At 69.6% G+C, this 11,678-nt stretch carries 9 protein-coding genes; all 9 read right to left on the bottom strand.

All coding sequences use genetic code 11. The features are described from left to right. Positions 1-253: 253 nt before the first annotated feature. Positions 254-1,171 carry an XrtA system polysaccharide deacetylase gene (locus tag ACYQ8L_RS17055; RefSeq protein ID WP_459943020.1) on the bottom strand — a complete coding sequence of 306 codons (918 nt, stop codon included), beginning with the start codon at positions 1,169-1,171 and terminating at the stop codon, positions 254-256. A 43-nt stretch (positions 1,172-1,214) separates the two neighbouring features. Next, positions 1,215-2,912 (bottom strand): GspE/PulE family protein, encoded by a 1,698-nt coding sequence (locus ACYQ8L_RS17050; RefSeq protein ID WP_459943019.1) that lies wholly within the window; start codon positions 2,910-2,912, stop codon positions 1,215-1,217. A gap of 126 nt (positions 2,913-3,038) precedes the next feature. Continuing rightward, positions 3,039-4,742 (bottom strand): XrtA/PEP-CTERM system-associated ATPase, encoded by a 1,704-nt coding sequence (locus ACYQ8L_RS17045; protein WP_459943018.1) that lies wholly within the window; start codon positions 4,740-4,742, stop codon positions 3,039-3,041. Between the two features lie 22 nt (positions 4,743-4,764). Continuing rightward, positions 4,765-6,147 carry a sugar transferase gene (locus tag ACYQ8L_RS17040; protein ID WP_459943017.1) on the bottom strand — a complete coding sequence of 461 codons (1,383 nt, stop codon included), beginning with the start codon at positions 6,145-6,147 and terminating at the stop codon, positions 4,765-4,767. Positions 6,148-6,177: 30 nt separating this feature from the next. Further along, positions 6,178-7,059 (bottom strand): CpsD/CapB family tyrosine-protein kinase, encoded by an 882-nt coding sequence (locus tag ACYQ8L_RS17035; RefSeq protein WP_459943016.1) that lies wholly within the window; start codon positions 7,057-7,059, stop codon positions 6,178-6,180. 29 nt (positions 7,060-7,088) lie between these two features. Then, positions 7,089-8,591: a porin family protein gene (locus ACYQ8L_RS17030; protein ID WP_459943015.1), complete on the bottom strand. Its 1,503-nt coding sequence runs from the start codon at positions 8,589-8,591 to the stop codon at positions 7,089-7,091. Next, on the bottom strand, positions 8,588-9,151 hold the full coding sequence (locus tag ACYQ8L_RS17025; protein ID WP_459943014.1) for a polysaccharide biosynthesis/export family protein: 564 nt from the start codon (positions 9,149-9,151) through the stop codon (positions 8,588-8,590). The genes ACYQ8L_RS17030 and ACYQ8L_RS17025 overlap by 4 nt, the downstream gene beginning before the upstream one ends. A gap of 24 nt (positions 9,152-9,175) precedes the next feature. Further along, a complete protein-coding gene (locus ACYQ8L_RS17020; RefSeq protein WP_459943013.1) occupies positions 9,176-10,570 on the bottom strand; it encodes a sigma-54-dependent transcriptional regulator in 1,395 nt (464 codons plus the stop codon). 366 nt (positions 10,571-10,936) lie between these two features. Further along, positions 10,937-11,524, bottom strand: a complete 588-nt coding sequence (locus ACYQ8L_RS17015; RefSeq protein ID WP_459943012.1) for a peptidylprolyl isomerase — start codon at positions 11,522-11,524, stop codon at positions 10,937-10,939. Positions 11,525-11,678: the final 154 nt, after the last annotated feature.

Here is an 11,678-nt window from a genome sequence, read left to right as displayed (position 1 = left end):
ACGACCGTTGGCGAGCCATTGGTGGGCTCATGGCGAGGGAGACATCGGCTGAGTGCCGGATGCAGCGACTGTAGGAGCCACGCCCGGCGCTCCGCCAGGCCCCTTGCCGGGCCGAATTTGGTATGACTTCTGAATTCTGGCCCCTGATACGGCAGCCGCTCCCACAGGTTGGGACAGCCGCTGACGCTGGAATCCCAAAGGACTTTCGCGTCCTAGCGTCCTAGCGTCCCAGCGGGCAGCCAGCTCCCGGGGCTCAGCCGCCGGCCGTTTCGGGGACCACCTCGCGGATCGGGGCGAAGGAGAACTCGGAGAGGAGGCGCCGCAACCGGGGCTCGGTGCGGCGGAGGTTGAGGTAGTGGCGAAACCGGCTCTTGAGCCCGGCGCCCTCGATGCGGGGCTGGTCGGGGTCGAGCTCCCAGGGGTGCACGTAGAACACGAACGGCCGGCGGTCGGCCCGCAGGATCCGCCGGAGGGCCCATCGGGTCACGGCGTAGGGCAGCAGCCGGAAGTACCCCCCGCCGGCGGCCGGCCAGTTGCGGCCCAGGAGCCTCACCGGCGTCACCGGCACTTCCAGGAGGCTCGGGCTCCCCGGCTCCGCGCCCGGGTCCAGGGGCACCCAGTTCCCGGCCCCTTCCCCCTCGAGTCGCTCCAGCCGAAACGGGAACCGGGGCCACTCGGCCAGGCCGTAAAGGTCGTGGCGCACCGGGAACACGCTGGAGTCGTACGTGAAGCCGGCTTCCAGCAACTCGTCGAAGGCCCACAGGGTCGTGGGGCCGATGGAATAGCTGGGGGCCCGGTACCCCCGGACCTCCACCCCGGCCAGGTCCTCCAGGAGCCCCTTGGCCCGGCGGACGTCGTCGCGAAACGCCTCCCGGGTCAGCGTGGTCACCCGGCGGTGGCCGTACCCGTGGCAGGCGATCTCGTGGCCGGCCGCCGAGATCCGGCGCACGAGGCCCGGGCACCGCTCGGCCACCCATCCCAGCACGAAAAAGGTGGCCCGCACCCCGAACTCCGCGAGGACCTCGAGCACCCGGTCGGTATTGCGCTCGACCCGGAGCTCCCGGGCCTCCCAGGTCTCCGGGGGGCATACGGCCTCGAAGGCCGAGACGTGGAAGTAGTCCTCCACGTCCACGGTGAACGCGCTGGGGAACGAGGGCGAGGGCTGGGGCAACGAATCCGTCCTTGGCGACCGGGGCACAGGGCGAGGGGGCCGGCTACTTGATTCCCCGGACCTCCTCGTAGGTGGTCATGCCGTCCACGGCCTTGGTGAGGCCGTCCTCGATCAGGGTCCGAAATCCGTTGGCCCGCGCCGCCGCCGCGATCTCCTGGGCCGAGGCCCCGCCGAGGATCAGCTGGCGCATCTCGTCGTCCGGCACGAGGAGCTCGAACACCCCGATCCGGCCCCGGTACCCGGTGCCCCCGCAGGCCCGGCAGCCCACGGCCCGGTAGAGGTGGGGGTTTTCCCGGCCCGTGGCCCGGCGTAACTCCTCCTTGACGGGCTCCGGCGGGTCGAACGACTCCAGGCACTCCGGGCACAGCCGCCGCACCAGGCGCTGGCCCAGCACGGCGGCCAGGGCCGAGTAGAGCATGAACGGCGCCACCCCCTGCTCGAGCACGTGGGGAATCACGCCCAGTGTGTTGTTGAACACCATGCGGGCGAACACCAGGGTCCGGCCCAGGGCGGCCTCCACCACGGTGGAGAGGACCTCGGTGCTCGGCACCTCGCCCACCATGAGGTAGTCGAGATCCTGCTTCGCGAGCGCCTTCAACCCCTGGGCGAAGGTGAGCCCGGCCCGCTCGTTGGGCTCCGCCTGGTTGATGTCCGCGAGCCGGTTCTTGATGGGATTTTCGTAGGTGAAGGTCACCCGGTGGGGGCTCTTGAGCGCGTTCAGGCTCGCGTAGATCGTGGAGGTCTTCCCGCTGTCGGGCGGCCCCACCACGAGCACCAGCCCCCGCTCGGCCGAGATGACCCGGCGGTACGTCTCGAGCATCTCGGGGGTCATGCCGAGGTTCTCGAGCCGGAGCTCCTCCTTGGAGAAGGGCTGCTGAAACGTCAGGACCACCTGCTCGCCGTTTCGCACCGGGAAGGTGGCCACGTCCACGTCGTAGAACTGGTCCTCGCTGCGCACCCGGAAGTACCCCTCCTGGGGCAGGCGCCGCTGGAGGATGTCCATCCCGCTCAGGATTTTGAGCCGGTTCACGATGTTCTGGGCGTACTCCTTCGGGGGGGTCACCAGGGTCTCCAGGTGGCTGTTCACCCGCAGCTTCACCTGGACGGCCGACTCCTCGGGCACGATGTGCACGTGGGTGGCCTTCTTGTCGAGGGCCGCCAGGAGCACCGAGTTCACGATCTTGACGATCGGGGCCTCCGAGGCCGACTCGAGGGCGTCCTCCAGGTTCTCCTCGGCGGTCCGCTGGAACTCCTGGGGCGTGATGATCTCCAGTTCCCGCTGGGCCTTGAGGTCGAGGGCATCCTCCCACTTCTCCGATTTGGGGAAGAGCTCCCGGAGTTTTTGCTTGATGCCGTACATGGACGAAACCACCGGCGCCACCCGAAGCCCCGTCATGAACCGCAGTTCGTCGATGACCCGGTAGTCCTGGGGGTTGGCCATGGCCACCGTGAGCGTTTTCTCGTCCCGCTCCACCGGCACCACGTAGTTCTTCTTCATGAACCGTTCGGACACGAGCTCCACGAGTTCCCGGGGCACCTGGTACTTGGCCAGGTTGATGGCGGGGACGGCGAGCTGGCGGGACAGGAGGTACTCCAGGTCCTCCTCGGTCACGTAGCCCTTCTTGATCAGGATGGAGCCCAGCCGCTCGCCGGTGCGGCGCTGGTCGGCCATGGCCTCGGCCAACTGCTCGCTCGTGATGATCTTGAACTCGATCAGGAGCTGTCCGAGCCTTTTTCGCATGGTGCCAGCCTCTCTACGCTGGGCGGCGAGGCGGCTGGTCGGCGCGGCGGCCAAACCCCGGCCGAACCGGAGGACCGCGGCCAATCCTCACCTTCGTCGCAAGACATGGCGATCCCCCCCTCTCCCCTACCCCTCGGCCGCCTCCTCGTCGGGGGGCGGCGCGTCGGCCGGCCCGTCCTCTTCGTCCGGAGCGAACCCTTCCTCCTCGTACGGCCCATCCTCGCCGACCCGGCCGGCCGGGCGGAAGGTCTCGAACACGGCCCGGTGCTGGCGGTAGAGGAAGTCCACCACCCGCAGCAGATCCTCGCGCAGGTGCTCCATGGCCTCCCGATGGGCCGCGAAGGAAAGCCCGTTGGGCGGGGGTTTTTCCAGGAAGGCGCTGGCGCCCGCCTCCAGGACCCGCCGCCGCACGGGCGAGAGGTCCACGTCGCTCAGGTACACCAGGGGCACGTGGGGGAACCCCTCGGCCAGGTACCGCACGGTTTCCCGTTCGGCCCCGTTCGGCCCGCTGCCCACCACCGCCACCGAGAACCAGCCCGCCGATCCCTCCTCGGCGAGCGCCTCTTCCAGGGCCTCCAGGCTCTCGAATTCGTCGTACGCGACCCCGTAGGCCTCGAACCACTCGCAGGCCTCGTTTCGGACGCGGGGATCCGGGTCGAACAGGAACACCTTGGGCTCCGGGAACTCCCACTCGCCCCCCAGAAGGCCCCTCCGGGCCTCCTCCAGGAGCCGCATCCGGCGCTTCCACTGTTCCTTGAGCCGGGCGAGCCTCTCGTTGAACTCGGCCTCCCGCCTCTCCACCTCGGCGAGCCGGCGGCGAAGCTCCTGCTCCAAGGAGGCGAGGGCCTGCTGCTTCTGCTTGAGCTTCGCCAGGACGGCCGGGTTCGCGCCGGGGCCCGGGGCGGCCCGGGAAAACCCGGACGCCACGGCCGTGACCTGGGCCTCGAGCCGGTCGAGCCGGCGCCGGAGGTCCTCGTCGTCCTTGGCCTCCTGCGTCGGGGGGGCCTTCCGGCCCTCCTGGTCCCGCCGCACCTGCTCGGCCACCTCCCGGATCAGGGCCGGGCCCAGCTCCCGCTGGTCTTCCACGTACCCGTGCAGCAGGGCCGCGTCGCAGAGCACATTCACAAGCCGCGGGATCCCGCCCGTGGCCTCGTGGATGATCGGGATCACCTCGGTCGGGAACACGGGGGCCCGCTCGGGGTCGGTCACCACGCGGCTCAGGCGGTGGTGGATGTACTCCCCCACCTCGCCGACGCTCAGGGGGCCCAGGTGGTAACGCACCGTGATCCGCTGGCGCAGCTGCTCGAGCTCGGGGCTGTCGATGAGGTCCCGGAGCCCCGGCTGGCCCGCCAGCACCAGGTGCAGGAGCTTCACCTTCTCGGTCTCCAGGTTCGAGAGCATCCGGAGGCCCTCGAGGGTGGAGACCGCCAGGTTCTGGGCCTCGTCCACGATCACGACGCAGTTTCGGCCCTCGCGGTAGCGGGCGATCAGGAACTCGTTCAGGGTGCTCAGGAGCGCCGTTTTGGAAAGGCCCCGGGGGTTCAGGCCAAAATCCTCGAGGATGAGCTCCAGCAGTTCCTTGTAGCTCACCCGGGTGTTCGTCACCTGGCTCAGGACCAACGAGTCCCCGAGGTTCCGGACCAGGGTTCGCAGGAGGGTGGTCTTCCCGGCCCCCACCTCCCCCGTGACCATGACGAACCCGCTGCGGGACTCCACCCCGTAGGTCAGGTGGGCCAGGGCTTCCCGGTGGTTCTTACTCAGGTAGAGAAAGTCCGGGTCCGGGGTCAGGGAGAAGGGTCGTCCCGACAGCCCGTAGAACTCGGTGTACATGCCGCGTCACCCCGCGCCGGAGCTACTTGGCGCCCTTGCCGAACAGGACCACCTTGACGGTCTCGAGGATGATGGAGAGGTCCATCCAGAACCCCATCCGCTTGATGTAGTACAGATCGTACCGGAGCTTCTCCAGGGCGTCCTCCTTGGTGGAGCCGTAACTGTACTTCACCTGGGCGAGCCCGGTCACCCCCGGCTTCACGGTGTGGCGCTGGACGTAGTAGGGGATCTCCCGGGCGAGCTGCTCCACGAAAAACGGCCGCTCCGGCCGGGGGCCCACGAAGCTCATCTCCCCCTTGAGCACGTTGATGAGCTGGGGGATCTCGTCGATCCGGGTCTTGCGGATGATCCGGCCCACCCGGGTGACCCGGTCGTCCTTGTCCCGGGCCCACACCGGGCCGGTGTGGGCCTCGGCGTCGGTGCGCATGGACCGGAATTTCAGGACCTCGAACCGCCGGCCCCGCTCCCCCACCCGCTCCTGGCGGAAGAACACCGGCCCCGGGGAGTCGAGCTTGATGGCCAAGGGCACCACGGCCCAGATGGGGGCGGAGAGCACGAGCCCCAGGAGGCTCGCCGTGAAGTCCACGACCCGCTTGATGAGGAGCACCACCGGGTGCTTCGAGAACCCCTCCGAGAAGATGAGCTGGCTCGGCCGCAGGTGCTCCACCAGCATCTTCCCGGTGAGCTCCTCGTAGAAGGCCACCCCGTCCAGTACCGGCTTTCCGGAGAGCCGAAGCTCCAGGAGCTCCCGCACCGGGAACTTCCCCCGCCGCTCCCCGATGGCCACCACCACCCGGTCCACGTCGCTCCGCCGGGCCACCTCGAGGAGATCCTCGAACCCGCCCAGAACCCGGGGCAGCCCGTCCCGCCCCCTGGCCTCGTCCGGGTCGGCCGCGAGGCATCCCACCACGTGGAACCCGAGAGTCTTACGGGCCTGGGTCTCCCGGTACACCTTGCGGGCCAGGTCGCCCGCCCCCACGAGCAGGATGCCCACGGAGAGGCCCCGGCTCGACAAGACCGCCGTGTAGCCCAGGCGCCACAGCACCACCACCCCGATCACGATCCCCACGAACAGGACGAAGATGCCCCGGCCCAGGATGAGATCGGGGTACAGGTAGTAGGCGAACGCGAGCAGGATGCTCGCAACCCCCAGGGCCTGCAGGAGCCGCACCATGAGCTCCCGGCGGCTGTTCAGCACCCGGAGCTCGTAGAGGTCGTGGTAGTAGAACGACACCTGGGTCACGAGCACCACGGCCCCGACCCGCAGCCACTCGAAGGGGTCGTTCAAGAGAAACCGCACGTCGCCGCCGAACCGCAGGGCCATCGCGGCCAGCACCGCGGCGAGGATCAGGACGTCCTCCACCGCAAAGAGCGTGAAGTGGCGAAGCGTCAGGGTCCGACGCATCGGCTCTCCCCCGGGGCGTTCCCGCGCGGGTCAGTAGTACTTGTAGTAGTAATAGCCGGCCCCTCCGTACCCGTACCCGTAGCCGCTCCGAAGGCTCTCCACCCGGTTTAGCACCGTGCCGAGGAGCTTCTCCCGGGGCACGGCGTCCACCGCCTGCTTCACGAGCCCCCGGTGGGTCTTGTGGGCCCGGACCACCAGGAGGATGCCGTCCACCGCGTCGGCCACGAAGTTCACGTCGCTGATGGGGTGGAGCGGCGGGGTGTCGAGGATGATGTAGTCGTACTCCGTGCGCACCCGGGCGATGAAATCCTCGAACTCGGGGCTCGCCAGGAGCTCGGCCGGGTGGCCGTCGACGGCGCCGGCCGTGATGACCGAAAGCCCGTAGAACGGGGTCGTCCGCACCACCTCCTCCAGGGCCGCCCGGCCGTGGAGGAGGTCCCCCAGGCCCGGGGTGCCGGGGAGCCCCAGGAGCCGGTGGATCCGGGGGCGCCGGAGGTCGGCGTCCACGAGGAGCACGGCCTTCGTGGCGTCCTGGGCGAGCACCGCGGCCAGGTTCGCCGCCGTGACGCTCTTTCCCTCCCCCTTGAACGCGCTCGTGATCACCAGGGTCTGGATCCGGCCGTCCAGGTTCGCCCGCTCGATGCGGCTCCGAAGGCCCCGGTACTGCTCGGCGATCACCGACATCGGCTTGTGGAGCGCCACCACGTGGGGGTCCACCCCCTTGAGGTTCTCGGGATCGGGGGCCTGGGTCACCACCACGCCGGACCGCCGGCGGCGCCGGACGGGCCGGCCCGGAACGCCGGCCGCGGGGGGCTCAGGAGCCGCCACCGCGGCCTCGGCCGCCACCGCCGGCCCCGGCTCCAGGGCTCCTTCCTTTCCCGCCTTCTCCAACGCCTTGAGGATCTTGCTCATCCGTCTCCTCGCTTCGATTGGCCCGGACGTCACCAGGCCGCGCTCAACTGGGCCGTGACCCGGTTTTCGTGGTAGTCGTCCTGCGGGAGGTCGTCGTAGCGTTCCCGGTCGTGGGTGAGGCTCACCCGGACCGACCAGACGCGGCCCCAGGCCCACCGCACGAACCCGTTCCAGCGATGGCGGCGGAAGCGGTCTTCGGCCGCGTCGGACATCCGCCGGGAGAATCGGTAGCCGGCGCCCCAGAACCCGCCCCGGCCGACGCCCGCCGACAGGTCGGCTCCGGCCGAGGCTTCCCAGTAGTCGTCGTCGGCCGCGCCCGCCCCGTCCACCCGGGTCTCCGCGTCCACCACCGAGGCGGAAACCCGCGAGGTGAGCCGCCGGCCCCACCGGGTGGACAGCGCCCCGCTGGCCCGGCGGGTCTTGGTGAGCTGGGTGAACTCCGTGCGCGACGAGGCCGGCTCGTAGGACCACCCCTGGGACACCCCGATCGTGCCCGAAGTGTACTCCGAAAACCGGTGGCTTGCGTCGAGCCCCCAGGTCACGGACCGCTCGTCCCCGCCCTCGTCGGGCCGCACCCACTGGTACCCCACCCGAGCCGAGGTGGTCGTGCGGGCCGACCACGACCGGCTCAGGCTCACCGAAACCCCGTGGCTCCAGTACCGGTCCCCCTCGTCCGGCAACCCCCGGTCCACCGCGTAGGACACGCCCACCGTGGTCGGCCGCGGGTCGGCCAGGGGCAGGAACGTCCGGCTCCATCCGACCGTCCCGCTGTGGTTGTCCCGGCGCTCCCCCGTGCTCACCTCCTCGGTACGGCCGAACCCGTACCCCAGGCTCCATCGCCCGGCCCGACCCCCGCCCCAGCCGAGGCCGGCCGAGGCCCGGTGCGACCGGGTGTCCTCTCCCTCGGCGTCGTCCGAGACGTAGTTGCGGTACGAAAACCCGTAGGAGGCGTTGTGGGTGGCCGAGGCCCCGAGGCGCCAGGTGTACCCGGCCGAAAGCGCGTACTCGTCGGACCGGTTCCGGAACCCCGCCGCCACCCCGGTGGGCCCGCCGCCGAATCCCTCCTCCAGATTCTGGCTGACGTGGCCGTTCACGTACGTGGTGACCCGGGGCGAGGCGATCCACCGCACCCCACCGGCCAGCGCATGGGTCGTGGTGTTCTCATCGGACACCGCGGAGCTTTCGTAAAGCCCCGTGCTCAGGCGGTAATCAAGTGATCCGAGGAGCCGCGGGGACCGCCGCTCCCAGCCGAGCCCGAGGGAACCGTCGGCCCACCAGGCGTCCCGCCGCTCCCGATCCTGGTCCAGGTTGTCGGTGTAGGTGAGCCCCACCCCGGCCGAGAGCCGCCAGCGCGACACCGCGCCCGTCGGGAGGAGCCCCTCCACCCCGGTCTCGTAGCCCCCGTAGTCCAGGAACTCCCGATAGCGGGTGAGCTGCCGCTCGAACGGATCCGGCTCGGCCGGCTCCGCCGCCGGCGCCGCCGAGGCCGTCAAAGCCCCCACCAGGGCGAGGATTCCCGCGGCCCGGATCATGGCACCACGATCACGTCACCGGGCCGGAGCACGAAATCCCCCTCACCCCTCTTGAGGATGGCCCCCGCGTCCACCGGGGTGCGGGTCTCCTTGCCGTCCACCCACCGGATGAGCATCACGCTGTCGGTGTCCGCAAACTCCTGGAACCCCCCGGCCATGGCCAGGACCTGGAGGAAGGTCTTGGGGCTTCGGAGCTTCATGGCGCCGGGGCTGTTCACCCGCCCCAGGAGGTAGATGGTGTAGCTGTTGATCTCCACCAGGCTCACCGTGACCACGGGGTCGGTGTAGTACTCCTTCAGCCGGGCCGTGAGCTCCTCGGTCAGCCCCTGGAGCGTCAGGCCCTCGACGAACATCTCCCCCACCAGGGGCAGGGTGATCCGGCCGTCGGGCCGCACCCACACCTGTCGGGACACGTCCGGGTTCTTCCACACCTGGATGTCGAGGACGTCCTCGATGCCGATCCGGTACGGGGGCCGCTCCACCACGACGTCCGCGGCACCCCACGCCGTCGCCGCCCCCAGAAGCACGATTCCCACCACCGCCGTCCACACCCGGCCCATCGCTTCCTCCTCTCCCGGTTCGGCCTACTCCAGGCCGGTTTCCCGAATCTTGTACAGGAGCGCCTTGTAACTGATGTCCAAAAGCTCCGCGGCCTTTTTGCGGTTCCACCGGGTATGCTCGAGCACCTTCTCGAGCACCCGACGCTCGGCCTCCCGGGCCGCCTCCCGCGACACGTCCTTCAGGGTGCGGCCCTCGTATTCCGAAAAATCCGGCACCTCGTCGGCCGGTGCCGCGTCCGCGGACTGCGCGGCCTGGCGCCGGTGGTAGCGCATCTCCTGGCGAACCCCCTCTAGATCGCCCACGATCACGATGCGTTTGACGTAGTTTTCGAGCTCGCGCACGTTGCCGGGCCAGTGGTACTCCTTCATTTCCTCCAGGAGTTCCGCCGGGATCTGCACCCCGGGCCGGCCGTACTGCTTGGCGAACCTCCGGCAGAACTGGTCGGCCAGGTACGGGATCTCGTCGGCCCGCTCCCGCAGGGGCGGCAGCACGATGCTCACCACGTTGAGCCGGTAGTACAGATCGGTGCGGAAGCGCTTCTGGCGGACCTCCTCCTCGATGTCCCGGTTCGTGGCCGCCACCACCCGCACGTCCACGGGGATCGGGCCCTTGCCGCCGAGGCGGGACACCTCGTGGTCCTGGAGCACGTGGAGCAGCTTCGCCTGCAGGTCCACGTGCATCTCGGTGATCTCGTCGAGGAACACGGTGCCCCCGTCCGCGTACTCGAATTTGCCCTTCTTCGTGCGGTGGGCCCCCGTGAAGGCCCCCTCCTCGTACCCGAACAGTTCGCTCTCCAGGAGGTTTCGGGGAAGGGCCGCGCAGTTCACCTTGACGAAGGGCGCCTTGGCCCGGCTCGAGCCCTCGTAGATCGCTCGGGCGAGCAGATCTTTCCCCGTGCCGCTCTCCCCCCGGATGAGCACGGTGATGTCGGTGTCGGCGATCCGGTCCACGATCGCCTGCACCTCCCGCATCCGCCGGCTGTGGCCGAACAGGAGCTGGTAGGCCCCTCCGGTGGCGAGTCGGTTGCGAAGGGTTCGCACCTCGGCCTCGAGCCGGATCCGGTCCCGGAGCCGCACCAGGGCCGCGTCGAGGGCGTCGGGCTCACAGGGTTTCTCCAGAACCTCGAACGCCCCCAGTCGCATGCACTCCACCACGGCGTTCACGTCGCGCCGGCCGAGGAGCATAAGCACCAGGGCCTCGAACCCCTCGGTGCGCACCGTGGTGAGCACGGACCGGCCGTCCATGTCCGGGAGGCTCATGTCCACGAACACCGCGTCGGGCCGCAGCCTCTCCACCATGTCCAGGCCGTCTCGCCCGTTCGTGGCGTGATACACCCGGAACCCGTCGTTCTGGCAGGCGGTCCGAAGGTGGTCCGCGGTGAGGCCGTCGCCCTCGATGACCAGGATGCAGGGATTCATGTCGTGAGAGTTTGCTCGGAAAGGTGGGGGCCCGAAACACCAAACGAGGGCCGAGTCTGCAATACGCATGCCAGGAGGCGGGACCCGAGCAGGGAGGAACCGCTATCCGCCCACGGTCCCCCGGGGGCCCTCCACCCCGGCAACCCGGCGCGTCCCGCCGGGTTTGGAGGCCCGCAGCGGCTCGTCCCGCACGGTTCCCGGCCCGAAGGCGGCCGGCGGAAACGAAGCGCCCCGGCAGGGAACCAAAGTTCCCAACCGGGGCGGAGGTGGCGGAAATGGATGTTTGTGTTACAGGGTGGGAAAACTTTTTCCCTCGACCCCGGAGCGACGGTCGGCGATGCGTCGGTCACCCCGGGCCGGAGGCGGTCAGGGGTTTGCCTTGGGCGCCCCCTCCAGGATCTCGGCGGCCTCGATCACCACGGGTTCCTTCGGCACATCCCGGAACCCGCGGACGGTAGCCGTGGGCACCGCGGCGATGGTGTCCACCACGTCCATGCCCTCCACCACCCGGCCGAACACGGCGTAGCCGTACCCCCGGGGCGTCTCGTCCCGGTGGTCCAGGAAAAGATTGTCCTTGAGGTTCACGAAAAACTGGGAGGTCGCGCTGTCCACGACCATGGTGCGGGCCATGGCGACGGTGCCCCGCCGGTTCGAGAGCCCGTTGGTGGCCTCGTTGGGGATCGGCGGATGGGTGGGCTTGGGCTGGAGATCCGCCGTGAGCCCCCCGCCCTGGATCACGAATCCCGGGATCACCCGGTGGAACACGGTGCCCGCGTAAAACCCCTCCCTCACGTACCGGAGGAAGTTTTCCACCGTCCGCGGGGCCTTGTCGGGGTAAAGCTCCAGCACGATCGTCCCTTTCGAGGTCCGAAGCGCCACCCGGGGGTTCTCCCCCGCGGCTGCGGCCCCGGCAACCATGAGGGCCCCCACGAGCAAGCTCACCAGCCGTTTCATCGGTCGTCCCTCCTCCTGCGAATCCGTTACTGAGACCAGCGAAAGTATTGTCAGATCCCCGTCGTTGTTGCGGCAACCCGCGGGTGGGGGCTGGTGGAGAGCCGGGTGCGGCCCCTTACCTCGCCGCGCCCCCACCACGCCTGGATTGCTTTGG

It is taken from the genome of Deferrisoma palaeochoriense, from assembly GCF_054656955.1.
Note: the sequence above shows the minus strand (reverse complement) of the source record. Positions and strands in the feature narration are given on the sequence as shown.

Coding starts and splice junctions, on each gene's coding strand:
- ACYQ8L_RS17020 (WP_459943013.1), bottom strand. CDS start 10,570: ATGAATCCCTGCATCCTGGTCATCGAGGGCGACGGCCTCACCGCGGAC.
- ACYQ8L_RS17040 (WP_459943017.1), bottom strand. CDS start 6,147: ATGCGTCGGACCCTGACGCTTCGCCACTTCACGCTCTTTGCGGTGGAG.
- ACYQ8L_RS17025 (WP_459943014.1), bottom strand. CDS start 9,151: ATGGGCCGGGTGTGGACGGCGGTGGTGGGAATCGTGCTTCTGGGGGCG.
- ACYQ8L_RS17015 (WP_459943012.1), bottom strand. CDS start 11,524: ATGAAACGGCTGGTGAGCTTGCTCGTGGGGGCCCTCATGGTTGCCGGG.
- ACYQ8L_RS17050 (WP_459943019.1), bottom strand. CDS start 2,912: ATGCGAAAAAGGCTCGGACAGCTCCTGATCGAGTTCAAGATCATCACG.
- ACYQ8L_RS17035 (WP_459943016.1), bottom strand. CDS start 7,059: ATGAGCAAGATCCTCAAGGCGTTGGAGAAGGCGGGAAAGGAAGGAGCC.
- ACYQ8L_RS17045 (WP_459943018.1), bottom strand. CDS start 4,742: ATGTACACCGAGTTCTACGGGCTGTCGGGACGACCCTTCTCCCTGACC.
- ACYQ8L_RS17030 (WP_459943015.1), bottom strand. CDS start 8,591: ATGATCCGGGCCGCGGGAATCCTCGCCCTGGTGGGGGCTTTGACGGCC.